Source organism: Geobacillus sp. CX412 (genome assembly GCF_027942335.1).
Lineage (GTDB): Bacteria > Bacillota > Bacilli > Bacillales > Anoxybacillaceae > Parageobacillus_B > Parageobacillus_B toebii.
Map to the genome: position 1 here is coordinate 2,172,572 of NZ_CP103461.1, position 26,374 is coordinate 2,198,945.

Annotated in this window: 18 protein-coding genes and 1 pseudogene; 3 read left to right on the top strand and 16 right to left on the bottom strand. The window is 38.2% G+C overall.

What is annotated here, in order from left to right:
• Positions 1–10 precede the first annotated feature (10 nt).
• From NXM86_RS11340 to NXM86_RS11380, 9 genes and pseudogenes are all read right to left on the bottom strand, one after another.
• A complete protein-coding gene (locus NXM86_RS11340; RefSeq protein ID WP_498958041.1) occupies positions 11–901 on the bottom strand; it encodes a hypothetical protein in 891 nt (296 codons plus the stop codon).
• The gene (locus NXM86_RS11345; protein WP_498958042.1) at positions 898–3,135 is read right to left on the bottom strand and encodes a hypothetical protein; all 2,238 of its coding nucleotides are present in this window, start codon (positions 3,133–3,135) and stop codon (positions 898–900) included. Before NXM86_RS11345 ends, NXM86_RS11340 begins: the two co-directional genes overlap by 4 nt.
• Before the next feature lie 161 nt (positions 3,136–3,296).
• Positions 3,297–4,355 carry a hypothetical protein gene (locus NXM86_RS11350; RefSeq protein ID WP_498958043.1) on the bottom strand — a complete coding sequence of 353 codons (1,059 nt, stop codon included), beginning with the start codon at positions 4,353–4,355 and terminating at the stop codon, positions 3,297–3,299.
• Between the two features lie 891 nt (positions 4,356–5,246).
• On the bottom strand, positions 5,247–6,224 hold the full coding sequence (locus tag NXM86_RS11355; RefSeq protein ID WP_498958044.1) for a DUF6035 family protein: 978 nt from the start codon (positions 6,222–6,224) through the stop codon (positions 5,247–5,249).
• Between the two features lie 215 nt (positions 6,225–6,439).
• Positions 6,440–6,868, bottom strand: coding sequence for a hypothetical protein (locus tag NXM86_RS11360; RefSeq protein ID WP_498958045.1), 429 nt, complete (start codon positions 6,866–6,868; stop codon positions 6,440–6,442).
• Between the two features lie 169 nt (positions 6,869–7,037).
• Positions 7,038–7,555: pseudogene (locus NXM86_RS11365) on the bottom strand (hypothetical protein).
• A 199-nt stretch (positions 7,556–7,754) separates the two neighbouring features.
• Positions 7,755–9,671 (bottom strand): DNA/RNA helicase domain-containing protein, encoded by a 1,917-nt coding sequence (locus NXM86_RS11370; protein WP_328267039.1) that lies wholly within the window; start codon positions 9,669–9,671, stop codon positions 7,755–7,757.
• A gap of 18 nt (positions 9,672–9,689) precedes the next feature.
• On the bottom strand, positions 9,690–10,019 hold the full coding sequence (locus NXM86_RS11375) for a nucleotide pyrophosphohydrolase (protein WP_328267040.1): 330 nt from the start codon (positions 10,017–10,019) through the stop codon (positions 9,690–9,692).
• A gap of 67 nt (positions 10,020–10,086) precedes the next feature.
• A complete protein-coding gene (locus NXM86_RS11380) occupies positions 10,087–11,811 on the bottom strand; it encodes a helicase-related protein (protein ID WP_498958046.1) in 1,725 nt (574 codons plus the stop codon).
• Positions 11,812–11,904: 93 nt separating this feature from the next.
• Here NXM86_RS11380 and NXM86_RS11385 point away from each other — a divergent pair, with 93 nt between their 5' ends.
• Positions 11,905–13,086, top strand: a complete 1,182-nt coding sequence (locus NXM86_RS11385) for an IS701 family transposase (RefSeq protein WP_081189990.1) — start codon at positions 11,905–11,907, stop codon at positions 13,084–13,086.
• 56 nt (positions 13,087–13,142) lie between these two features.
• On the opposite strand, the gene NXM86_RS11390 is transcribed toward NXM86_RS11385, so the two are convergent.
• The 7 genes from NXM86_RS11390 to NXM86_RS11420 form a co-directional block, all read right to left on the bottom strand.
• The gene (locus tag NXM86_RS11390; protein ID WP_498958047.1) at positions 13,143–14,657 is read right to left on the bottom strand and encodes a DEAD/DEAH box helicase; all 1,515 of its coding nucleotides are present in this window, start codon (positions 14,655–14,657) and stop codon (positions 13,143–13,145) included.
• Between the two features lie 19 nt (positions 14,658–14,676).
• Positions 14,677–15,393 (bottom strand): hypothetical protein, encoded by a 717-nt coding sequence (locus tag NXM86_RS11395; RefSeq protein ID WP_062679361.1) that lies wholly within the window; start codon positions 15,391–15,393, stop codon positions 14,677–14,679.
• 11 nt (positions 15,394–15,404) lie between these two features.
• Positions 15,405–17,351 carry a BREX-3 system phosphatase PglZ gene (gene pglZ, locus NXM86_RS11400; RefSeq protein WP_498958050.1) on the bottom strand — a complete coding sequence of 649 codons (1,947 nt, stop codon included), beginning with the start codon at positions 17,349–17,351 and terminating at the stop codon, positions 15,405–15,407.
• A gap of 96 nt (positions 17,352–17,447) precedes the next feature.
• Positions 17,448–17,639 carry a hypothetical protein gene (locus NXM86_RS11405; protein WP_498958052.1) on the bottom strand — a complete coding sequence of 64 codons (192 nt, stop codon included), beginning with the start codon at positions 17,637–17,639 and terminating at the stop codon, positions 17,448–17,450.
• Between the two features lie 5 nt (positions 17,640–17,644).
• Positions 17,645–20,245 carry a DNA methyltransferase gene (locus NXM86_RS11410; protein WP_498958053.1) on the bottom strand — a complete coding sequence of 867 codons (2,601 nt, stop codon included), beginning with the start codon at positions 20,243–20,245 and terminating at the stop codon, positions 17,645–17,647.
• Positions 20,246–20,260: 15 nt separating this feature from the next.
• Entirely contained in the window at positions 20,261–22,672 is a 2,412-nt protein-coding gene (locus NXM86_RS11415) for a DUF6079 domain-containing protein (protein WP_498958055.1), read from the bottom strand.
• A gap of 79 nt (positions 22,673–22,751) precedes the next feature.
• Positions 22,752–23,933, bottom strand: a complete 1,182-nt coding sequence (locus NXM86_RS11420) for an IS701 family transposase (protein WP_081189990.1) — start codon at positions 23,931–23,933, stop codon at positions 22,752–22,754.
• Between the two features lie 681 nt (positions 23,934–24,614).
• On the opposite strand from NXM86_RS11420, the gene brxF reads away from it, so the two are divergent.
• On the top strand, positions 24,615–25,058 hold the full coding sequence (gene brxF / locus NXM86_RS11425) for a BREX-3 system P-loop-containing protein BrxF (RefSeq protein ID WP_062679358.1): 444 nt from the start codon (positions 24,615–24,617) through the stop codon (positions 25,056–25,058).
• 17 nt (positions 25,059–25,075) lie between these two features.
• Entirely contained in the window at positions 25,076–26,365 is a 1,290-nt protein-coding gene (locus tag NXM86_RS11430; protein ID WP_498958057.1) for a DUF6079 family protein, read from the top strand.
• Positions 26,366–26,374: the final 9 nt, after the last annotated feature.

Genomic DNA, 26,374 nt, shown 5'->3' on the forward strand with positions numbered 1-26,374 from the left:
AGAATTATTCTTACTTTCCCCACTCGTAAGCTAGACCATAATCAGGCGGTCGGGAAACCAATTCTTTACTAACTTGATCAGATGGAGCCTTTTGAGCATCTGCTATCAGTTTTAATGGTAACTCAATAGTAACTGCAGCATTTACATGATTACCTATATTCTTATAAACATTTCTTTTATGCCGATCACGGTATGGCACAAAAACATGAGATCCTCCGTAGTTTCCCATATTGCAAACAATTACATTACAGTACAAAATTCGGTGCAATGAATCCGATAGTGAATGAAAATAATCAATATCTTTATTATAGGCAACAATAAATAAAGTCTGTATCTTTGTTTGAAGCAGCCTTTGAACAGGTAAGTTTAAGTAATCTACGCAAATTAAAACCGCCCAATTCCCCAACTTTTTACTTTTAAAAAGATATATTCGATTACCATGTACAAACTTATAGCCCGATTTATTTAAAAAATCTTTTTCAGCAGGGGCTGGAAAAAGTTTGGGCATTTTTATAATAGTTGCTCTTTCATTGAGAGTCTGGCCATTTTTATTAAGTGTACTCGGAATTGCCACAAAAGCCTGATTTTCAATCATTTTTTTTCCATTTATAGAGCCTTTATATACCCATTCAAGACCTCCAATGATAACAATTTTAGAATTTTCACATTCGTTCATTATATGTTTATAAACATATTCATTTGGAATAAATAATTCGGGAAACACAAGGAAGTCAGCCCCATCTTGTTTTGCAATACGGACTCCCTTATAAAATTTATCTAGTTGTTTTTCTGGCCTCAAATATTTCATACCATTCTCATGATCAAATAGTTTTGAAAACTCTTCTTTTGTTTTACTTCCATCTGTGTATTGAGCAACCGTAACTTTAATTGTATCTTTCAAACTCCTTCACCATCTCTCGTGATTACATCAACATCGATTTCAATTACTTCAATAAGCCCATTTTTCCAATATAATAAATTTTTTTCTGATTCCTTTAAGTAAGTTTCAATTATCCGCTGATAAGATTTGCGGCCATCAATCGGTTTATCCCCTAATTTTCTATAAGGCAGACTGGATTGATCGTATACATCATAGTAACTTTCATAAAATTTTCTATGATAATTAAGCGTATTGACCAGCAAAGATGCTATAATTGTCGAAGGGAAATTTGCTTGGTTAAAATACGTCTGTAAATCTTTCCAACTGTAAATATAAAATGGCTTTAAATAACTTGAATCAATTGCGTTACCTTTTAACATTGAAAATAGCGTCATAGAAATTATGTAATTTTCCCCTTGATTTTTTGTTTCTTCTTTTGAATAATCGTTGGTAATAATTTCGTAAGCAGGATATTGATATAAATTTTTAAATTTTTCGTTTAAGTTTACGTCTGAAATTATAATCTTCTTACTATGGCTACAGCGTTCCCATTGTCTGAACTTTTTCCAGTTTTCAATTGTAATCCCTTGTGCTAAAAGATAAATACAATTTTCTATTTTTTCTGTTTTCCCTTTTGCTGTTTTCTCCTCTTCTTTTTTCTCTTCTTCTGTTTTCTTCTCAAAAAATAAGTTTTTTAATATCGTTACAATTTCATACTCAGATAATGAACGCAAATAATTTGCAGAGTCATTATAGTTTGTATTATTAATATAAAATATCCAGTCATGCAATGGAATTAAAGCTTCGGAATTTTTCTCTTTATCATTGAAATCAGATACAAAATCCGGCATTTTAATGGCTAATGAACCATCGATAGCCATATTTGCTTGGATCAAGCTGAAACTGCGAAAACGATCTAGTAAATAATGTAAAAATAAGTTATCAGATGTAGAATTATTTTCTAAACTTTTGTTAATCCAAATAAAGAAAACAGCTGCGTCTTTTGGTTTCTGGAAATAGAGTTTAATTAATTTATTGAGTATGGATAAAACATCGATTATAACTTTTTTGGATAAGCCATTTAGTTCAATCGGATATTCCGCAATAAAATCGAGGCCTTTTTCAGGTATTTTAGCCAAATCAATCTTTGCCCAACTGATCCATAATTGATATTTATTAATTAATTTATCAAACTGCAAAGCGCTGTCTTGTTCTTTCTTAATATCACTGATTAAATCCCAAATTGACTGATACCACATTTCTTCAAATACAGAAAATTCCAATTTATGCTTTTTGTGATTGTAATAAAGTCCTTTATAAAATAATTTGCTTAAATAATAAAGGACGTCGTCCGATATATTGGCTATTTGATAAGTTGAGCTGTTTTCTTTTTCTTTCTCGATCAAATGATAGTAAAAATCGTTACTTAATAAATAAATCTTTTGCAAATATTCTAATGATGAATAAATTGCACTGAATACTTTATAACAATCGATATTTAACTTAGGATTGGTTCTGATTTGGCATATACTAAAGCACCAATAAATGGCATACTTTTCAAACCAAAAGATTTCGTGTGAATCATACCACATTTGAACCGCATCGCTTATAATATTTCGTAATCTTCCTCTATAAGAAATAGGTATGCGTCTCCACTCATTTGAAAATGCAAGAAGTACTCTCGTTCTTATGAAAGGACCGTAAAATTTGCCCCAACTTTCTTGAATATTAAAGCTGAGAGACTGCAAAAACTCTTCTAAAGCAATGAAGTAAGACTCACTGTTATCTCTCATTATTATACAATCAATTAAATAAAGGGTATAAATTTCGTAAAGGGACAACTTATAGGGATACCTCTTAAAAGCTTTTTGAAGAGAAGTACTTGCTGAATATTTTTCAATGTTCAAAGCCCTATTTAGCGCTTCTTTTATCCCACTTTTTATTCGCCAAGATGCAAAAGTAACTTTTGTTTCATCTTTTATCTCATTTGAATCAAACTGTACATCCAACAAGTGTAACATTTCATAAATAAATTCTTCTAACTCTTCATTGTCCATAGACTGCAGCTGCATTTCTGATACTTGAGATAATTTTTCTATCATTACTGTTGAGCCAGGGATAGTATGATTTTTTGTAATTTCAATAGGTTCCAGCTTGGATTTCTCATATCCATTTTTTATTGCATTTAATATATCTTTTTCAATGTCTATTTGCTGTTGTGAGGATAAGTTCTTTTGTATTTTCTCTCTTATCATTTTTAGAATTTCTTCTTCATTAGCAGGTATCGTTTTTTCTTCAGAAAGATTTAAACCAATATCTTTAAGGCATTTTCTTATTTTTTGAATGACTTTTGGAATAAACTCTTTAGATGAAGAAATTATCGAAATATCGTCTGTATAACGAAAAATATAAGTTTCTATTTTTTCATTTTTTGTTCTGTTTCGATAAACTCTTTGATAGGTTTATCCAAATATTCAGTTAATACACAATTTGATAAAAATCCTGATGAAATTAAATCTAAAGGGAGAGTATTATTTAAATACTCTGTTAATTTTTCAAGAGCATTTTCTTCATTCAAGTCGCTTTTTTTGTTTTTCATTATTTTTTCGGCATATTGCAGGAAATAGGATTTTTCTGCTTGCTTATATCCTTTTAATATTTCAATATCTGGACATTCAAATTTATAGTTTAATAAATCCGATAATAGTTGTATCCAACCTTCCTTGCTTTTTAAAACCCCATTTTCCACAAGAGTGGTCAATCTTTTTTTAAACATTTCTATTATATGCTCTTTATTTAACGTAGGATAGAATTCTTGAATATCGGCTTTTCCCTGATACGCTGTCCCATGTTTTTCAATAATTCTTAAAAAAGCTTGTTTCATTTGACTGTTTAATTGTCTAAGCCCCCATTGATAACTTTCATACAGGCTGGACCCATTATAATGAATATATCCCCGCTGAAATTCCTTTTTTTCATAATCATATTGATGGATTCTCTTCAAGCGATTATTAAAACTCCATGGTACCATCCATTCTAATGATCGTCTTTTTCCTTTATCTTCTAAAGAGATAATATCCTTCATGGAAGGATTAGTGTCAAACCACTCCGATAATGCTAAAACAACTGTAGCCCATGCTACTTGATCGCGAAACTTAAACAAAGCTTTTGGACGTAGTCGTGGATTTCGATCCTCATCCCATGATTTTGGATACCAATAAAGAATGGCTGGTTGTAATTTATAACGATCCAATTTATTTATTGAATCTTCCTCATTATATTTTTTAAAATCTTCCTGTATAGATTTAATGTTTTGATCAAGGTCACGCTCAAAATTTTCTAAATCTAAATAATCACAAAAACTAGTTTCTTTTAATACATAATGTTTTGCTTTTTTATATCCAAAATAAAAATAACTTAATGGAATTTCACTAAGGTAAATTTGAAATTTTTCCTTTTCACCTTTTATTTTCATAATTAGCACTATTCTCGCTAAACGTTAGATGACTAAAATTTACAAGTTGTAACTGCTAAACTAAAGTGGCTCTTATACGCATATTTGATGAAACATCGAATTACAGTTAAAAGCTATTTAGCTATTGTTTGTCTCTTAATTTTTATCCAAAACTGAATCATCGAAGACGTCATCAGTTATTTACTCTATTACGTATGTTTTTGAGCTATAACCAAAAAAACATAAGAATCAATGTGTTTGGTTTCACCATATCATCACAGAGAGAACAAGAGATAAAAAAAGAAACCTATTCTCTTTTTCACATTCCCTATAAAATGTCATAGATCGTTCGCATGAAAGATGGAAATGCTGGCATTAGCAACTCCTTGACTGAATTCCACAAATCTATCCTCGGTTTCTGCCATTCGGTGAGTGTCTATGACAGCAAATTAGAAAAAAGGGGCAACAAAATGATAATTTTCTAAGCCACAAAATGATTAATATGTCCTTTTCAAAAAGCGAACTCACCTACCCTGAGGAATGGGAGATGAGACCTATCGATTTTTCAACAACTACCATAAACCCGATCATTGACCCCATCTTTTCGTAACAGCTGTATAATCCCTTGCTCAGCTAAATAGTCAAGAAAGTTACAAACATGAGGGTATATTTTAAATCTGCCTGTTGAAAAAGTTTCACTAGGAGCACCACATTCATTTACTAGGTATCTAGTAAGTTTACTAGCCGAGATAATAGAGACCGACTGGACATAATCATAGATAGCATTTTGTAAAGATTCATCAAGTAACGGAAACATTATATGTTCGCTGTTGTTTAATTTTTGAAAAGAGGAGTTTCTTGATTTCTGTATAGGAGTGTATGAGGATGTAACCACGTGTTGCTGTTCACGATTTATACTTTCTTTTCCAGTCTGTTCTTTCTTTTCCAATACTTTTTGTTTGACGACTTCTTTAAAAAGCTCCCGATTTTTTCTTCCACCTCCGGATCACTTAATTGAATCGTTTGTTTTGTGAGAAGTGCTTTTGACAAGCTGATGCGATAACCTTCATTTAGCGCAAAAGCTCGAAACGGATATTCTATCTCATCGACAATAAAACGGTGAACGGTAAAAACGATTTCTGTTTCTGTTGAATGTACATAATATAAACTGCGAACATCAAATGATTGCGGGGCCTTACGATGGTGATAATCAAACAACTTAAACAACGGTTCATCAATTGGCAATTGGTTTAATATATTCTCCCATTTCAAATCCTCTTCAGTTTTTATGGCAATATCCAACTCCGCTTCCCATAAATGAATGACGTGATGATTCATATCTACAGACATTTCGGCATCTTCAACAAACCATATCGTCTGCATCCCTTTATTTTGATAATAACGATTACGATTTCGTATTTGTCTAACGAGTTTCTCATCTTTATTAGCTGTTACATTCGTTAAAATGGTAATAGCTATTTCCTCATCTGCGTTTTTTACAATAATATCTGGGTAATAACGCCATTTTTCTTTTCCTTTAGCAATATATCCATAGTCTACTTGCATATTTTCATTGATTTTCTCTTGACCTTTTAGTTCATTGTATATAATTTCCTTCATAACAGAATGTGTTTTAGACTCTCGTTTGATTTGCTGATGATATGTTTCACTCGCCTCTGCAATTTCGCAAGATCGAGAATAGCGATGTGAAAAATGCTCTTCTCGAATATCACCAGCTTTCAAAATCAATGTGTCATTGCAATAAGGGCAACGAAATGCGCCTTTATCGGCTCTCTTTTTTAGTTTTTCTAACTCGGCTTTTATATCCTCCACTGTATCAAGATAAGCTTTTAGATAGAAAAGTTTTCCCTCGTATAAAGCTTCTTGCAATTAAGTTTCTCTCCCTTCATACATTAATCGCATATTTAGAAAAATCTTTATATTTTGACATAATTTATTATACCAAAAATCCTGTCGAATAATGAAATAAAAACAACTTCTGCAATTATTGATTTATACAATAATGAGATTATTAACTATCAGATTAGTGACAGACAGGATGTTCATCTGGTGTTAAAGCCATTGGAAATATTGCTAACGCACTATCATTGTTGCAATGTATCATGTTGTATACAGGAGATTTTTTTAACCCTCAATACAAACAAACGTTCTGGTATATCCTTTCCTTCTTCAACGACGTAAAAAACTTCTACCTCACAACCGTATAGTAATTTCAGCAACGCCAATCCTCTTATTTGCGCTTCGTTTAAACGATCATTCGTATCCATCCGCTTCACTTCCGCAAACCGCACTTCGGAAAAATTGGGGCGATAAATTAACAAATCGGGTTCCTGAACGTGGATGTAAGGCGACAAAATACGATAAAACTGCCTCCCCTGTTCATATCGTTCATCTCCAAAATACTTCCGCAACACTTCTTCAGCGGCAGGGTATTTACCGAGCCGATTGACGCCAAATAAATTGTAATCATGATGAATCCATCGATATCCCAATGACTCGAAATAACGCCCCACTACAAACTCGCTAAATCCTTTCGTACCAGGCAGTTTTCTGCAATACGAGTCCTGGCAATCTGCCCTTTCTCCGCTTCTCCACTTATCTAATTCCTCGGGGCAAAACGTTACGATTGGACGGGTATATTTATTTTTACTCCCACGTAACTTTCCCCCACATCATATTCTGTTACAAATTCACTAACCGATTTATTTCAATCTTAATCGTGTTATCTTTCCCATCCAACATATCGGCACGTTTGCTGCCGTAAATGCGAAGCCACGGGGAACCTTTGACCGCTTTCACGGACAGCCGTGCCGTTCCACGAATCTGTTCTTTTTCGATATCCACGCACTCGAGAAATTCGTCCAGTAGACGATGGCAATGACTTGGTTGTAGTCGCTTAATTGCTTTTGCCCGCAAATGAAGGCAAAGATAAATTCTTTTTCTTTGTTGTTTTCCTGATGAATCTTAGTAATTTCTTCGATCTCATTGTCGCTAAACGAAAAAGACCAGGTAAAATCTTTGGAGCCTGATGGAGTGGTATTGTACTTCGTATAAATGATATAACTCGCTTTATTCGTCGTGACTTCGTATATTTGCCGATTGTCGTTTTCTTTTTCAAACAGTGCAGGCGCTAGCCCTCCATTAACCAGCGCGGAAAGCAACGCTCCGTAATAGTAGTCAGCTTTGCAAATCGTTGTCATAGCATTCCCCCTTCCTTTGTCATAGATAGAAAGACTTAGTTAATCTGATTTTATCAACTTTTGTAAAAACATGTTATCAAATATTGTAAAATGCAGTAAAAAAGAAGCCAATGCGGCTTCTATATTAATGAAAAGATCGGAAGTTAAGTCTATGCAGTATAAGGGTTTTGCTTTTTTTCCAGTGAGCGCTAGGAAAATCTCAATATTCCATTCTTTCTTCCGCCACTCGGTCTGCATCCATTGTAGATTGATACTGAATTCTGCTTTTGAAAAACCTCTCCGTGTCTTTATCCATAAAATACACGTAGCATCCTTTCATTCCTCGTGTTAGAAGAACACGATACGTATTTTTTACTAAATCAATAAACTTGTCCTTTGATCTTTTAACAACAGTGTCATAGGAATGTTCTTTATGCGCTTCCCAGCGTTGCTCATCTAGGTTATAGGTTAAATCTTTTCCAAAAATCACACCGACATAATCAAATTCAAATCCTTGCGCCGTATAAACACATCCAATTTGATTCATCCCGTTAGGATCATGCGCCCATAGCGTCGCTTTTGGTATACCTGGCGCAAGCCGTGTTGCATCGGGCTTAGCATTCCATGGACGTCGAAACTCTCCAATGACTACATCATTGTGCAAGGTTCCGTCTGCCTTCGGATCAGACCACGGCCAACAAAATCCTGCGGTTAGGCGCGCGGAATATCCTTGCTTAGCCTTTTCACGAATAGCTCTCTCTAATTCAAATGGTGAATCAAAAATTTTAAATTCAAATGGATCATTTATATCCCATAGAACATTCGCAGTTTGACGAATGCCTAGTGTATTATTGATCCAATTGATAAACCCCTCTGAACCGTTACACCGGAATTGCGCATCTAGCTCTTCAATATACACTTGACATCCATTATCTAGTGCATACTTGGCAATATAAGCGGTCGAACCAATTTCATCAGGGCGGACCACTTGGTTGTCATCAATGAAAAATACAGATACTTTAGCCGCATTAATAATCTCGGCGATTTGCGGGATATTTGAACGATTTTCTTTTTTCGTAAATCGGCTGTTGCTCGTCTTGCGAATGCGGTGCGCTTCATCGCAAATAAGCACATCTACTTCATTGTACTGTGCTTTTGTATAACTATTAAAATATTTAAATTGCACGGACCCTCGTCTTCCAATAATGGTCCTTAACGTTTCCGTAAACGCCCTCGACCCAGTTGCATAATGCGTGTTGTAACCAGCTAAGGATAAATCCGCAAGCAAATTCAATGCGATAACGGATTTGCCTGTGCCCGGGCCTCCTTTGACAATGACCACATGCTTCCGTTTATCGTGGAAGCCTTCCCTCGCAAATGCAAACACTTTATCATAAACAACTCGTTGATTGTCGAGCAGCACATATTCTTTCTTACCTTTAATCGTGTTCCCGACGTGTTCCATGAGTTTTTTGCTTGGACGATATTTGCTATTTTCTATTTTTCTTAAAATATCGATGCCATTTCCCTTGGATAATTTTGATTTTAAAAAATGAGTTAGCTTATCTACATCGTCTGCTGTAAAGATGGGAAAATCTCTTAATAATTGCTGAAACTTCGGTGCAAAAATCACGTCATTTTCATCGTAATGATAGTTATGTAAATATGCGCATGACGATAAGTGGACGCAATCATCTTCATAAAATGCTGTATGGGTATCTTGCAAATACATCTGATAAAAACCAACTTGCGCCGATGGATGAAGCACATCCCGCTTGGTGCCTCCAACCCATGTTACAACCTCATTTTCGCCATTGGATTCCTCGCAACGATCCCATTGCTTTAATTCGATAATCACAGCCTGTTCTTCTCCACGCTCATCCCTTCCTGTTACCATACAATCTAACCGTTTGGAAGTAGAAGGCAGTTGATACTCTAACAAAACCCCGTGGTCTTTTAATCCAGCATTCATAAAGACAAGCGACAATGCACGTAAAGAATTTTTCCAAGAATTAATTTCCGATGGAGAAGGATAATAATGAAAATGGTGAAAAAAACTTTGACGCAATTTTTCAGCAATTTGATTCTGTATTGTATCTTGTACAAATTGCTCTGAAGTTCCAGAATATAACCGCATTTTTCTCCCTCTCTACCCTTACAGTTCAGTATATTTCTTTTTTGACCCAAAGGACTTCTCAACTGGATACTTCTGCTCATTTTTCTTTATTTTATCCATAACAGCTTTTTCCATGTCAATCCCTAATTCATGCGATAGCAGGAGCGCATAAATGACTACATCGGCAATTTCGTCTTTTATATTTTCCAAGTTTGTTTGCACGGCCTCTTCACTGCTTTTCCATTGAAAATTTTCCAGCAGCTCTCCTGCTTCTAGGCATAATGAAATCGCTAAGTCTTTTGGGGTGTGAAACTGTTTCCAATTGCGCGCATCGCGAAATTCAATAATTTTTTGCTGCAAATGCTTCATTCTTGCCACCTCTGTTGCTAATGACATTTTATATGAATAATGTAATGAGTTTTCTTCAACAAATTAATTACAAAATAAGCATTTCCTTCTTCATTGACCTTTCTTCAACAATTTGACCATCTTGGACAACATAAATGTATACGTTGGACAAAATGTCGGATAAATCTTCAAGATGCTGTTCAGACGGCATATAGTTACGGTCATTCGTTAAAATAATATAGCGTTCTTCTCCATTAAACCGTTCGCTATAAAAATCTACCAATCCAAGGCAATCAAACATTTTAACGTTCATTCTACCATTTGCCTTTTCATACGTTTCTACCATTTCTTTATAATCTACCGCCATGACTCTCGTACTGCGCCCCGATGGGACAAGCTGTAAGGAAAGCATTTTTTTCGGCGGTTTCATACTAATGTTTTTTTGGCGCCGGATGAGGGTTAAACGCTCTTCCTTTTTCATCTCCAAGTCAATAATGCGAGCATTCATTTGGTTAATCAGAGCACTATTGCGGTTATCGATATTTTCCTTTTGATATTGATCTATTTTTTCCAACAGATCTTGGTATTGCTGATGGAATGATTTTTCCAAAAATGACAGTATTTTATCCAGCTGTTTCTGGCGCTTCGCTTGTATTTGATCGCGAATGAAGGAAGAATGCTTAATGACATGGATGGTATGATCATTGGATGTATAATCATTTAATACTAGAACTTGATCAGAAAAATTGCCTGCAAATAGCCAATACGGATGTAGAACCACAATTTCGCCATTTTCCCGCTTTGCTAGATGGATAAAATGATTTTCTAACTCTTTTCCAGTTCCATCTACAATGCGAACCTGATATACTTCTACCATCAACGATTCAGGGACATCATAGGTAACTAAATATCTTTCCCAATCATGTTTTTCTATTTCCTTTTTCATTAAATCCATGCTTAATCGAAAAATTGGATGGTCACCCGTTAACAGCGCCACTTCCTCTGTTTCATATTCACGAAACCCAGTAAAACGAAAACTTTCTCCTTGATACTGGGACAATTCAGGAAGATGATCACGAATAAATTTCGGCAAACGCTCCACTCGTTTTACTTTTCCATCATTTGATTCGTAAACACGTACTTTTTTCTTTTTTAAAATGTATGTTGCCAAATCGGCATATGCACGTACAGGCACGCGTTTTACCATTAAATCATTTTGTTCCCGTTTTAACACGGATAAATTAATTGGATCCTCAGCCAATCGCTCTTCTTGCATCAATTGCAGCAATTTTCGATGTTCTTCCGACAATACTTTCTCCATATTCGCAATCACTTCATCTAAACGTTCGCGATTTAAAATCGCTTCCTGCATTAAATTAGCCAAGCTTTCAAATTTTTCTTCAATCACTTCGCCGATAAAGTTGTAAACTAAGTCCGCTCCTAAGTCTTCTTTCATCCGCTCCATTTTTTCCAACAAGCGGGTCATGACAGTGCCTTCACGAGTATTTTGGGCGACTAGGTTGAATACAAATACTTCGTTTTTCTGCCCAACCCGATGAATACGCCCCATCCGCTGTTCCAATTTATTTGGGTTCCATGGTATATCATAGTTGATCATTTGATTGCAAAATTGTAAATTAATCGATTCGCCGCCCGCATCTGTTGCTAGCATAATCGAACATTCATTTCGAAACAGCTCTACTTGTCTTCGGCGTTCTTCGATCGAAAAGCTTCCGACTATTTTCGCTACTTTCGGCACACGTTCAAGCAGTTTCTTCTCTAAATAACTGTAGATGAGCAAATTCACTAACATAAATTTACATCCATACAAAAAAGGAGACATGAACCCGATTCCTTGATTAGAATAGATGTGTCACCAAACCATTCTCAAGGAGGTTCATGTCTCATGAATAGACTACCACATCACCAAGGAATCGACAAGTTTTTCGCAATGTTGGGGCTGGCCCTTTATTTCTCTAAGCCGGTCATGAAGCATCTCATTCATATTATCGATGCGCTGACAACGAAAGGATTTGCGGGAACCTTGACCGATCTGCATCACGAGAGCTTTCATCCCAACCATCGAACGACACTGAGCCATTTTTTCACGAAAAGCCCTTGGGATGAAGAAATCTTGCTTCGCAAACTCCAGCAGTGGATGCTTCGTCATGTGGAACGAACGGCCAAGCGAGAGAATCACCCCATTTTTGTTTCGATCGATGATACGATCTGCCGAAAAACGAAGCCTTCGTCACAGGCGAAACACGCTATTGAAGGGTGTAATTGGCATTATTCTCACGCGGACAAAAAGTCGATTTGGGGACACTCTCTCGTCTGGCTCATGGTTCATACGATGACGCAAGCCTTTCCCTTTGCGTTTCGCCTCTACGACAAGGCGGATGGGAAAAGCAAGGGTCAATGGGCCATCGAGATGCTTTCTTCTTTGGATGTGCACGGTTCTGTTTATGTGCTGATGGATTCTTGGTACCCATCGAAAACACTCGTGGAAGCCTGCCTGAAAAAAGGATTCCACGTCATTGCGATGCTCAAGACGAATCGGGTTCTCTATCCAAAAGGCATTGCGATCCAAGCCAAGCAGTTTGCACGCTACATCGAACCGGAAGACACCCATCTCGTCACGGTGGGAGAAGAGCGTTATCGCGTGTATCGCTACGAGGGAGCGCTGAAAGGTCTCGATGATGCCGTTGTGTTGTTGGCTTGGAAAGCCGATCAGCCGATGACACCTGAACATCTTCACTGCGTCTTGAGCACCGACCGGGAGCTAAGCGATGAAGAGATCTTGCGCTACTATGCCCAGCGTTGGTCGATCGAATGCTTTTTTCGACAAGCGAAAGACCAGCTGAAGCTCGATGGGTACCGCGTTCGTCAACGTCGGGCGGTGAAACGGTATTGGATCTTGGTGCAACTCGCTTATGTGTACAGTATGGTCGAATCCAACAGCGATTTCTCTACCGGGCTTGACTTCCTTCGAAAGAAGAAAGGACATAGCCTCGTGGAGTTTATTTACGATGCAGCGAAACAAGATATTCCCATTGATGTCGTTAAAAAACAGCTTCATGTGGCATAAGGGGTACTCCGTTTGTCTCTTTTTACATGGTAATTATTGTAATGAAAATTGCTCAACTACAGTAAATAATTCAATGTATCCGCATACTCCGTAAAAATGAGAATTTTTTCGTTTTGCTGAAGCAGGCCGTTTGTACCAAACAATGTTTTTTCTAATTCTTGATACTTTTTCTCCACCGCATACAGACGCAAATTTTCCGCTTGTTCGATTAATTTCTTTAATACGATGATTTCTTTTTTTAATTCCACTGGATCAACCGAGTCCACTGCCTGCACTATCTGTTTTTCCAATTGCTCCTGCTGTTCGCTGTCTTCTTCTAAATAATTATCCCACTCTATTTGATTTATTTTGTTTACATACTTCCGTCTTTCTTGCTCTGTCTGTTTGTATAAATGAACTAATCGTTTATATCTTCTTTTTAAAGATAATAAAATGGCTTCTAGGGAAGAGCTTAACCGGCGTTGCAGCAGCATCATGGCAAACGCCGTGCTATGGCTTCCGTTTCGAATCGCACGGTTAAAATGTTCCCTTACATAATCTGTAACTGCGTTGTATAAAGCTAGTTCCTCTTCGGTCAATGTATATTGAATCGTTTTTGTCGTCCGCTTCGGAAACAGCGGTGTTCCATCAAAATTTTTCATGCTTTCTTTTAAACGGCGAATCATAAACGGGTTGGTTTTTTCACGCAAGCTTTCATTTCCTTTTATGTTTGCGAAAACATCCTCATCAATTAACCTCATTAAATGGCGAAAATTCTCCATATCGCCTTTATGCGGAGTAGCAGTAAGCAATAAACAATGCGGCGCTTTCCGTAAAATCGATTCGCCCAATTGATACAGCTTCGTTCTTGTTATCCGTTTTTTTACTGTTCCTTGGGTATACGCTGCCATTTTATGGGCTTCATCGACGATAATTAAATCGAAATCGGCCTCTTGAATAAGCGGCTTCACATCCTCCCGCGCCGCCCAATACATCGATGCTAAACATTGACGGTGATCGACAAACGGATTTTTCCCGCTGTACTCTTTGACTACATGGCGGTTCATAATCGAGAAATGTTCGTGAAACTTCTCCATCATTTCTTCTTGCCACTGCTTGACGACTAACGGGGGAGTTAAAATAAGAATGCGCTCGATGCTATATCTTGCTTTTAATTCCTTGATCAGCATTCCTGCCATAATCGTCTTCCCCGCGCCAGGATCGTCCGCAAGTAAAAAGCGGATTTGCGGAACTTGAAGCATTCTTCCATACACCGCCTCAATTTGGTGCGGCAATGGGAGAAGCTTCTTGTTCCCTAATGCCCGTGTGCGAGAATACATCATCTCATGACGGAGCATCAAATATTGTAAATACCGCTGAATGTCCTCGCCTTGTACAGGTTGATGGCTTGCATCTTCCTTTAATCTTTTCAACTCCGCTATTTTTTCCTTTTCCAGCATTAATTCATAAAACTGATGCGTTTCCCGCCCAATTGCTTCAATAATATAGAAATCCTCCAATAGTTCGCAACGTTTTACTTCGACATTTTCAGGAAAATACGGACCATAAACGACCTCACCAGCATGAAACATCTTCATTACCCCCATGCCATCACGATTCGCATAATTCGACAATCAATTGATCTATACCTTGGCGGTGCACGCTAAATTGGTGGGCATTCCGCAATGACTCTGTACTGATCGTAAACGAAAACGGAAAAAATAGAGGATGATGATAAAGAAAATCTACAGGTATCGCAGTCACATTCATTGCCCGCAAAATGACTTCCGCAATAAATGGATGAAGTTCCTTTGAGGTAATGATGACCTTCGGCAACGGCGTATACGCCCGGCTTTTTAACCACCCAACCGCTTCCCATGTTTTTATGCTCGTTAATACCGCGCTCGTTGCCACTTCGACACGTCTTCGGTCTCCATACAACTCCTTCATCTTTCTTCCGATGACAGCGCTTGGTATTTCATCCTGCAAACGAAACAGCTTTCCCATTTCATAGACAACATCTTTAAAAAACGGATACGCAAGGATGGTCATTCCCCAATGCAAAAGCAGCCTCTCTTCTTTCGTCAAATGCGGAAATAATTCCAACACGCTGTCACGTAATCGAATCACATTCTCGTCCACTAAATACCATATTTTCATTAACATCGTAATCGCATTTTTCCTAGATTTTGCCCCTTGAATATCGCTTCGCAAAAAGTAATCTAAAGCTTCATACATCTCTTTTCTTGACAATTTTCTTGCTTCATTCGCTGTAAAATCTAAATGATGCAACATGATTTTTTGATCAAATCCTACTGGTTTTACCATGTATGATCCTCCTAATGCGCAATCACTCTGATGAATGGAACGATCACTTCCTCGATGCTAATGCTACCGTGACTGACAATTCGTTCATTTTTATGAACGAAAGCTTGTCCATATGGGGCTAATAAAGCGTAATAATCTTTTGGAAGCCCTGCTCCTTGCCAAGGAATTCCGTTGATTTTTTTCGCTGCATCTTGCCATAAAACAACATCGTCGTAAATGCGGACACGCTCTCCTTTTTGTTCCGCTAATCCCCCTTCAGAGATCCTTCCGATTCCGACACTTTCCGTATTTCCATGGTCAGAAGTGATATAAATCGTAAATTTCGCATCATGCAAATCGGCTAATAACTGCGCTAAGTAGTCCGTATGCAGCCATAATTGCAATTCGGACATTAAACTTTTTTCCCCTTGTACAGCTCCATGAATGAATCGGTCAATACTGTCAATCACCGCGCCATATATTTTGATACTCGGACGCCGAAATGCTGCGATCTCTTCCTTTTTGTAACGATCTTTTCCTAATCCTTTTTGATAGGAAACATATTGCTTCAGCACCCCGTTATTTTCCCAAAATGTTTTCCAATAATTCTCTTCCTTAGCCGTTGTATGAATCGACTGCGAAAATACCGATGGAAAATGACCAGAGAAGATAGCCTGACGAGAAACCGATGTCAATGTCGGTACCCACGCAAATACACCATCTTCTTCAAAAGTAAAACCTTTATTTTCTAAATAATGTTTTATTCTCTTCCATTGAACATAGCTCATGCCGTCCATCACAAGCAACGCAATTTTTTCGTTTTGCGCACGTTTTGCAGCGAGAAACTGCACAATATGGTGCACCATTTTCGGCTTCGGGATGGGCGGCAGGCTTGTTAAGGAGCGGTAATTCGTCATCATCCATTGCTCGAACGCCCCGTTTACTTGCTGAAAAAGAGCATACGCTTCTTCTTCATATTCCCGTTTATTTGCTTCTAGAATGGTACATTTATATTCCGCCATCCATTCCATCATATGTAGCCAATCTTTATAACGGCTTGCCGCTGGAATTTGCTCAACTATTTTATCATAAAGGTGACGAAGTTTTTCCTCCATTGAATCCTCTTTCTCTATTTCTTCTATACCAGATTTCATCCATGACGGAAAAGAACGGGTTACGTCTATTTTTGCTTTTCGTATATATCCTTCTGTAAACAAATCATTCATTAGTCTTCTTACATCTGGGTTGGAAAAAGGATGGGCTAAATAAAAAGCACTTTCTTCTAATATGAGGTCCTTTTCTATCGCCGACAACTGCTGAACAAATTCCACCCATTGTTTTTCAATATACTGAAAAAAATAACTAGATGACATCAGCAAACGTTTCACTGGCATCTCTTTTAATTCATTTCGTTCCGCTAGCTTTTCGATTAAAAACTCTTGCACTTTTTGCGGCAATTGTTTTTTCTCATAATGGATGGAAAGAAGCATTTTATATAGCTCCACTTCACTGTCAATCAATTCGTAAGGGATTTTATAAACATGTTTCACGATATACTCTAATGTTTCCTTGTCACTGTTAGACCCTTGATACGATTTATGAGCAGCATATAATCCATCAAAGTCGTCTTTATCTAACTGTCGGACCACGGTTGCTGAAAATTTTGGAAACAAGTCACGAATATGCAGTCGTATATGATAACCTTGTTGTAAAAAGTCGTATGGAAAACATGTTTCCTCCGTTTCATTGCTATAAATAAGCAGCCTTAACTCGTCTTGTTCCACTCTTTCACGAAATTGGGTTTCATACAAGTAGCGGGTGAAAATGCTGTCGTGAAAGTGCACTACTTCGTATCCAGTACTTCTTAATTGTTGAAGAATTTGTTCGTCATTCAATAAGAAATCTGGATCATTTATCAACAGCAGCGAATACGGGATATGAATAAATTTTTCCAGTACTTCCTCACGCCACGTTTTCATGTTATCACCTAAAATTACTAATTTCTTTGAATCCATTATACCAGCAGAAATGGGAAAAAGCCTGATTTTTCCGTAAAAACCAGGCTTTTTCTCCTATTACATTCCTAAACGGATTTGCGCATTATCGTAATACATCAGCAGTTTATCATCCTCTTGAATAACGTTTTCCGGAAGACGTTCACCGACTTTCACGATCGTTTCGTAATCTTTTTCGCTCCATGCCTTCTTAAATCCGGCACGAATCGCCTCCGTACGGAATTGTTTCAGCTTTTTCTTGCTCTTGCTCAATTCTTCTACATATCCTTCAAACTCCCGCAATAACGCTTTTCGCGCAGTTTCTCTAAATCTGCTTGTTTGTTTGGATCCGGCACATACCATCGGTTCATCGCTTTTTCTTTCAGCTGCGGATCATCGTTTTCCAATCCGCGCAAATCTTTATAATTTCGACGGAGATAGCTGGCAATTTGATCTGGCACTGGTCCGTCGCCTTCGTATTTTAGGAAGTTTTGCTCGAGCAAATCGTCAAGTTCTGGCAGTTTCTCATGTTTGGCAATATGCTGGATTTCTTTCATAAAGTTTGGATGCAAATCTTGGCGCGTTTGCGGTTTCTTTAATAACTGCTGGCGCAGCCATTCGATCGCGCTCGTTTCATCCGTTACAAACAAGCTCATTTGCACAAATTCTTTTACTAACGTCCGTTTCTTGTCATATTCTGCGACTTGGCTTTCTAAAAATACCATCCCGTCACGCATTGGGAACCACTGTGCCACTTTTGCCTGGAACTCTGCCGATGAAATCGGAACAGGCAAACCGTTTTGCACGTGATACGCCACCATACGGTCGAATAAAATGCGCGGTGTTCGTTCTGCGATAATTTGCGCTTCTCCTTTATGCCCAATAAATACCGGCAATTGCTCTAAATGTTGACGAACAAATGTCCAAGCAGATTCTTCGGTGTTTTGCTCCCGACGCATCTTTTCAATATGTTCGGTTTTAGGCTTATAGGCAGAAATGACTAGGTCTTGTTTTACAGCTGTTGTAGTAGTTACCGCTTTGAAACTGCCTTGTTTTTTGTCTAAAGCAGAAACATTCGCAATCACGAATCCAGCTTTTTGGATAGCTTCTTGGATAGCGTTCCATACAGAGGCTTGTGAGTTACTGAACTCAACTGTCATCCATCTACCAGGTTTTAAAACTCTATAGTATTCACTAAAACTTTGTTCCATAATTTTTTGGTATTCCGGAAGACCCTTCATCTGGGAATCGTTCATTATAGCCTCTTTATTATTATTTGTAATGATTTTTAGCCACGATTCCCATATAAAATTAAGTTCTGAATACATCAAGTTTTTCCCAAATGGAGGATCAGTAAAGATATAATCAATAGAATTTTCTTTAATGTTAGATATACAAGATGTAGACTGATTTGAAATAATCGAATACATTTTGTTATCCGTTTTTTCTTCTTCTAATACCTTTTTATAATCACTCAGTTTTTTTTCTAATAAAGCTAATACATTTCGTTCAAAAACTAAAGAAGGGATATAAAGAGTTCCACTTAATCCACCAGTACCACCAAATCTAAAACGATTAGTTTTTGTCGCTCTGGTTATAGATGCTTGGAAAAAGAAAATTAGATGATTAAAAAATTTCGATTCCCTAGCGTAATGTAGAAAGGTCGCCAATGTTATTAAATTCCTCTTTGTAAAAAAGTGGTGAACATTAGTTATCCCAAAATGAATACCAGCACGCCAAGTATCTCCCCATTTTTCGCCCTTGTTCATATATAAATTTGTAGGAATCCAATATGGTATTTCCATATTTTCTATCTGTTTTAATAATTCGTAATCTCCTTCTGAAGGAGTTTTCTCATAATTGCCATTATTCGTTGTATAAGTTATTAATACTGGTACTTCTTTTTTTTGATAAACTGTTTTTTGTATAAAAGGGTCATAGTTTGTTTCATAGGCTCTTTCAAGACTTCTTCTTTCTAAGTTTATACCACAATGGTTACAACTGTATTTACTTAGGACTTTCTTATTTACTTTATCTACAGCTATATCCCAATAGATTATTTCATTAGTGCAGTTTGGACAAATGAAAACATCACTCCAAACAATATTATTGATTATTCCTTTAAATGTTGAATCTTGATGATTAGTTTGATACATCCAAGAACATTCTTCTTTAACCTTTTGTAAAATTTTTTCTGCTTCTTTAATAAACCTATCTACATTGGGGATAGAATTGTAATTATAGGCTATTAAAGAAGCTGCTGGCGATAAATCGTTTAAAATAGATTTCCTTTCCCCTATTTTTGATATTATGTTTCCATCTTTATCAATTACATTGTCATCTTGTACAGAGAATCCTAAATCTTCAATGAATTTTTTATTTCCACATCTTCTTGCTGCTACACCGGTCATCCCTGTTCCAGAAAAACCATCAAGAACTATATCTCCAGGTTTTGTATAATGTAAAATATATCTCATAATCGCTTTATAGGGTACCTTCGTATGATAGCTATGAGCGTTGTATACAGAATCATTCTTCCCCTCACTCACATCTGCCGCAAATGGCTCCCGATGATACTCCTTATTCTCATCTCTACCATACTTTTCTTTCTTTTCCCGTTCCCATTCTTCAATAAAATCGTTAATCCACGGATTCGGGCATGCGGTGTAGTACGGCGGATCGGATAGGGCGATAATATCTTCATCATCCCCGATTGGGAAGCCTTCGATTTTTTTTAGTTCCGGCAGTTTTTTGCGCAGTTCATTCCGAAAGTATTCCCGCCGTTCTTCATCATTTTTAAATGTCATGCCTAAGCAGACAACGGGACCGTTGTCTGCTTGTTCATGATCATCAAGAAGCGATAGTTGTTTTTCGTCCAATGCTGTCTCCTCCTTCTATTTCTTCACAACAATGCGTACGCGCTCCGGCTGGTTGTTGCCGACAATCGCTTTCATTAACATTTCAAAGTTTTTTCGTGCTTCACTGATCGTTAACGGATTGCCGTCGCCCATCATTTTGATAAGCTGTTCTACATCAATTTCTTCTTTATGAATTCCTTTCAGCAAATCATTAATGATTTCCAACAAGCCAATGTTAATCGGTAAATCAAATTGCTTTTTGTTGATGAATTCTTGGACGAGTTGTCGTTGCTCTTCGCTTAACAATGAAATTCCTTCCTGCACCATCGAATCGTTAAAGTTTGTTAACAGCGTCTCGGTCCATGTATTTAACAAATCATCCAGCCGCTCCTCTAATTGTTCTAATGAATATCGCTGTACCATCAATTCGTCGTTCGGATTGAACTTGCAATGCGGGCAAATTTGCTGATGCTCTAGCTGTTCGCGAGTTAACTGATAGCAAGCCTTCAGCGCTTGAATGTTTTTTACCCACTCATCTAATGCCTGACGCGGCAATAAGTCGATTCTTGACGCTAACTCTTTTAATGCCAAATAACGTTTATCATTTAACAGCGCTTTTTTCTTATTTTCCTCTGTCGCGTTTAGCCGCGCTTGGTGATGCAGTTGCAAATATTGTTGGATATATTCTTCTTTCAATTTTTCTAACTCACGAATTTCTTCTATGCAATCACCGTTTTCTTTTAGCGCTCCCGCGAGATTGGTTAGCGCGATATCGACGTTTTCAGCCCAATTTTTATTTGTTTTCATTATGTGGAGAGCGGTTGATAAGTAATTCACTATTTTTGTACATTCATGGATTTTTTGTTCCAGTTTTTCTAGTTGTTCAACGACCGCTAAGTTTTCTTTTTGCTGCTCGATTTCTAGAACGCCATATTTTAAGTTAGTAAGCTTCGCCCGCGTGTTGTATACTTGAAGGCCTTCTAAAAATGATTTTAGACTCTCTAGCTTCGCGATATATTGTGCACGCTCGTCATTGGAAAATAACGGACCGTCCCAAATTTGAAATTGATGGCGTACATCGTTTATCATTCTTACGGTTTTGTCCAACGCTTGTTTAGCGCCGCTAATTATTTGCCTAATGGCAAAATCAAGCCAATTTTGATCGGTCACATTTCCTTTTGGAACGTCAAACATGTCCACTAATGCATGAATCGCCGCGACCGGAAGACCGCTTGGCTTTTTAATATGGCTAAAATTCGTCAATTTGCTTAAAGGAAGTTTAATAAATTCCGCAAAGTTCATTGCTTCGTATGTTTTATTGTCTACCGTTACAACGATTTCCCCCTGCTGGATAAGGGCACCTAGTACGACAACGAGCAGTTCCGGCTCCATACGGAATTCTTTTGTCAGCCGGATATCTTCCGTGCCTTGCGCTGTATAGACTGTTTCAATGAGTTCATTTTGATTTACTACTTGTCCGTTTCCTTTTTCTTCAAGTTTTTCTATCACCCAGCGGGCGTAGCCAGAGTTGCGGACGTTAATTTCGCCTTTTTGGTCCAATAGCACTAATCCATTTAAAATGGCTTCCCCTTGGTTTGTTTTTCTTCCATTTAAATAGGAAAGCGCGTCGTTCACATATGTTGCTAGATTATCTTTCGTTAAATACGTTCTTTCCAGTTTTCGGAATGATGGATAATCGCTGTACTTTTCTTCAAACCATTGGCTTAACAGCCCTTCTGCCACCGTATCTACCAATTCAATTAATGTCGCGTTGCCAGGAAGAAACATCCCAAATTCAAAAACAGACCCTTTTTTGCCGCGGTATTGAATTTCAAATGCATCGACAAAATGGTCTTTTAACCAAGTAGTAAGGCGTTTTAAATAATATGAGACTTTGTTTAAATATAGCTGTTTTGTCGTTGACGCATCATTGCTCATTTCTTTTGCACCGCCGTATAGCCGCAATAAACGGACGAACTCGTCATCTTTTTTCGTCATCCGGAAAAATACTTCATCCGGCTTTTCTTCATCGCGGAATTTCGGCGGTTCAAACGGCTGCAGCATATAAATGTAGAAATCACGTTCCGGCTGGGCAGTAGAACGTTCATTTGGCGCTCCGAAAAAGATATATCCTTGTCGTTTGACACGGCGAGCATCCCACGGAATTTCATGCAGCCAAATTTTATAACCTGTCACATATGGATGGTCAAGCACTTCCATTGCTTGTTTCAGTACGTCAAAATAGTAGCTGTCCAATTGATTGTCGGTTAACTCTTCGCCGCGTTTTTCGATCAGTTCATCTACAGCAATATCTTTTTTGATATCTAGATAATATTGTCCGTTTTCCTGGTTGGCGGAAATATATTGGAAGCTGACAGCTGTCATAATTTGTTTTAAAACAGACTCAATCGTTGTTCGCAAAAAGTCAGCTGGATTTTCCTCATCCATATCTAATAGCATACTAACTGTAGTTGAGCAATTTTCATTACAATAATTACCATGTAAAAAGAGACAAACGGAGTACCCCTTATGCCACATGAAGCTGTTTTTTAACGACATCAATGGGAATATCTTGTTTCGCTGCATCGTAAATAAACTCCACGAGGCTATGTCCTTTCTTCTTTCGAAGGAAGTCAAGCCCGGTAGAGAAATCGCTGTTGGATTCGACCATACTGTACACATAAGCGAGTTGCACCAAGATCCAATACCGTTTCACCGCCCGACGTTGACGAACGCGGTACCCATCGAGCTTCAGCTGGTCTTTCGCTTGTCGAAAAAAGCATTCGATCGACCAACGCTGGGCATAGTAGCGCAAGATCTCTTCATCGCTTAGCTCCCGGTCGGTGCTCAAGACGCAGTGAAGATGTTCAGGTGTCATCGGCTGATCGGCTTTCCAAGCCAACAACACAACGGCATCATCGAGACCTTTCAGCGCTCCCTCGTAGCGATACACGCGATAACGCTCTTCTCCCACCGTGACGAGATGGGTGTCTTCCGGTTCGATGTAGCGTGCAAACTGCTTGGCTTGGATCGCAATGCCTTTTGGATAGAGAACCCGATTCGTCTTGAGCATCGCAATGACGTGGAATCCTTTTTTCAGGCAGGCTTCCACGAGTGTTTTCGATGGGTACCAAGAATCCATCAGCACATAAACAGAACCGTGCACATCCAAAGAAGAAAGCATCTCGATGGCCCATTGACCCTTGCTTTTCCCATCCGCCTTGTCGTAGAGGCGAAACGCAAAGGGAAAGGCTTGCGTCATCGTATGAACCATGAGCCAGACGAGAGAGTGTCCCCAAATCGACTTTTTGTCCGCGTGAGAATAATGCCAATTACACCCTTCAATAGCGTGTTTCGCCTGTGACGAAGGCTTCGTTTTTCGGCAGATCGTATCATCGATCGAAACAAAAATGGGGTGATTCTCTCGCTTGGCCGTTCGTTCCACATGACGAAGCATCCACTGCTGGAGTTTGCGAAGCAAGATTTCTTCATCCCAAGGGCTTTTCGTGAAAAAATGGCTCAGTGTCGTTCGATGGTTGGGATGAAAGCTCTCGTGATGCAGATCGGTCAAGGTTCCCGCAAATCCTTTCGTTGTCAGCGCATCGATAATATGAATGAGATGCTTCATGACCGGCTTAGAGAAATAAAGGGCCAGCCCCAACATTGCGAAAAACTTGTCGATTCCTTGGTGATGTGGTAGTCTATTCATGAGACATGAACCTCCTTGAGAATGGTTTGGTGACACATCTATTCTAATCAAGGAATCGGGTTCATGTCTCCTTTTTTGTATGGATGTAAATTTATGTTAGTGAATTTGCTCATCTACAGTAAATATTCTTAAGCAGCCAAAAGAATGGGAAACCTACTACCAGCGCGTCATCGTTCCGTACCAAAGCCGGCTGCCCGCGTTTTTGGATGAGTGGAAAAGAGGAGTAAGGAATGAGGCGTCGATTTAGCTTTAGCTTGTTTCATACTGTTTATCTTATCATAAGAAAAACTGGCTTCCTTATTGCTATCGCTGAAACGCGAGAAAGGAGCCAGTTTCTTTTTAAATGGTTTTTCGCGGCCGCTGGCTTTTTAGGCTTGCTCATTTTGCTTTGGATTGCGTAGGAAACGAAAAGAAGAAAATTAGAAGGTGAGTTGGTTTCTCCTTTCTAATCAAGCAATAAATGAAGGATAACACCATCCCGCGCATTTTGTTATGTTGCAGAAGGGAGATTTTTTTCTGTGCTAATGAAGTTTTGCGGGCTGTTTAATGACTCTTTTTATATTAAAATAGAATCACCCTGTTATCGCATAAAAATGTAAAGTATAATAAAGTTTGATAGAATACGGATGTTTTGTTTTTTACGAAAATATTTTAGGGAATATGTGTGAAGAGGTAATCATTATGGACATGCATAAAATTAAAGCAGAATGGGCAGCGTTAGAATCCCGATGGTATAAGTTGCTTTTTCTTGTCGGTTTACAAAAAGGGGAAGGCCAATCGTTGTCAAAAGCGCTCAACATCCCTTATTTGAACTTGAACCGTCACTTAAGCGAAAAACTGCAAAACATTCCTAAGGCGAGCTACCCTTTGCAAGTCGGAGAAATATTAAACAAGTGGATGGAAGAATATGAAGAAACCGCATTTTGTCTCGGGGATATGGAAATTTTATTCGATAAACAATTGCAACAACATCCGATAAGATTGTTAGAGAATTTAAGCAAACGTTTCAAACTAATCGTATGCTGGCCTGGGCAATATGATGGAAAATCATTAACATACGCCATACCTGCACATCCAGAATATTTTACCTGTAGCGATTTTGAAGGGATCGTCATCACTGTATAAAAGGGGGAACATTCTATATGCTGAGATATAGTGATTTAATCCAATTCGAACCTATTGAATCTGTTGTACAGCTGCGTGATGCGGATGATAAAGAGCGCGCGTTCCATTTGCTTGATACATACGTTATTTCAGACCGTATGGCAGAACAGTTGGACGAAATCATCCTTGAGCACATTCAGTTTGATCGTATGGTCGATAACAAAGGGCTGTTGATTGTTGGAAACTACGGTACAGGGAAATCGCACTTAATGAGTGTCATCTCTACCATTGCCGAGCAGCCGGGTGCAAGCGAACATATTAAAAACGAGCAGGTGGCAAAGAAAGCAAAGGAAATTGAAGGGAAATTTAAAGTCATCCGAACAGAAATTGGTGCTGTCTCGATGTCGTTGCGCGACATTATTTGCCAGGCATTGCAGCAAGGGCTGGCTAATTTAGGAATTGATTATACATTTCCAAAAGCTAACGAAGTGACAAATAACAAAGATATGCTTTACGAAATGATGGAATTATTCCATGAACAATATCCTGAACACGGCCTGATGCTTGTCGTAGACGAGCTGTTAGACTATTTGCGGGGGCGGAAAGAGCAAGAACTTACTTTAGACTTAGGCTTTTTACGCGAATTTGGAGAAGTTTGCAGCAAAACCCGTCTTCGCTTTATTGCCGGCATTCAAGAAATGTTGTTTGATAATCCAAAATTCCAATTTGTTGCTGATTCCTTACGTCGCGTTAAAGAACGTTTCCAAGAAGTGCGTATTGTCCGCGAAGACATCGCTTACGTGGTGTCAGAGCGTTTATTGAAAAAAGATGAAAAACAAAAAGCGTTAATTCGTGAGCACTTAAGCAAATTTACGCCGCTTTACCATGGTCTTAGTGAAAACATGGAGACGTACGTCAATTTATTCCCAATTCATCCAGCATACTTAGAAACGTTTGAAAAAGTAAATATTGCTGAAAAACGTGTTGTATTGCAAACGATTAGCAGAGAAATCCGCAAGCTGATGACAAAAGAAGTGCCGGAAAATGAAACAGGGATCATTTCGTTTGATAGCTACTGGCAATATATTGAAGAAGACTCGTCGTTAAGAAGCAATACGAATGTTAGAGAGGTCATGGGCAAAGTTCAGACGTTGAAAGATAAGGTGCAAAGCGGCTTGACACGACCTGCATATAAACCAGCTGCGTTGCGCATTATCGACGCACTTGCCGTCTATCGTTTGACTACGGACGATCTAAATGCACCGATCGGGTTAACATCAGAAGAGTTAAGGGATAAGCTATTTTTAAATATTAGTATCTGTAGTTGAGCAATTTTC

Coding starts and splice junctions, on each gene's coding strand:
- NXM86_RS11430 (WP_498958057.1), top strand. CDS start 25,076: ATGCTGAGATATAGTGATTTAATCCAATTCGAACCTATTGAATCTGTT.
- NXM86_RS11415 (WP_498958055.1), bottom strand. CDS start 22,672: ATGGATGAGGAAAATCCAGCTGACTTTTTGCGAACAACGATTGAGTCT.
- NXM86_RS11380 (WP_498958046.1), bottom strand. CDS start 11,811: ATGTTAGTGAATTTGCTCATCTACAGTTATTTAGAGAAGAAACTGCTT.
- NXM86_RS11345 (WP_498958042.1), bottom strand. CDS start 3,135: ATGATAAGAGAGAAAATACAAAAGAACTTATCCTCACAACAGCAAATA.
- brxF (WP_062679358.1), top strand. CDS start 24,615: ATGGACATGCATAAAATTAAAGCAGAATGGGCAGCGTTAGAATCCCGA.
- NXM86_RS11350 (WP_498958043.1), bottom strand. CDS start 4,355: ATGAAAATAAAAGGTGAAAAGGAAAAATTTCAAATTTACCTTAGTGAA.
- NXM86_RS11395 (WP_062679361.1), bottom strand. CDS start 15,393: ATGGTAAAACCAGTAGGATTTGATCAAAAAATCATGTTGCATCATTTA.
- NXM86_RS11385 (WP_081189990.1), top strand. CDS start 11,905: ATGAATAGACTACCACATCACCAAGGAATCGACAAGTTTTTCGCAATG.
- NXM86_RS11390 (WP_498958047.1), bottom strand. CDS start 14,657: ATGTTTCATGCTGGTGAGGTCGTTTATGGTCCGTATTTTCCTGAAAAT.
- pglZ (WP_498958050.1), bottom strand. CDS start 17,351: ATGAAAACGTGGCGTGAGGAAGTACTGGAAAAATTTATTCATATCCCG.
- NXM86_RS11375 (WP_328267040.1), bottom strand. CDS start 10,019: ATGAAGCATTTGCAGCAAAAAATTATTGAATTTCGCGATGCGCGCAAT.
- NXM86_RS11370 (WP_328267039.1), bottom strand. CDS start 9,671: ATGCGGTTATATTCTGGAACTTCAGAGCAATTTGTACAAGATACAATA.
- NXM86_RS11420 (WP_081189990.1), bottom strand. CDS start 23,933: ATGAATAGACTACCACATCACCAAGGAATCGACAAGTTTTTCGCAATG.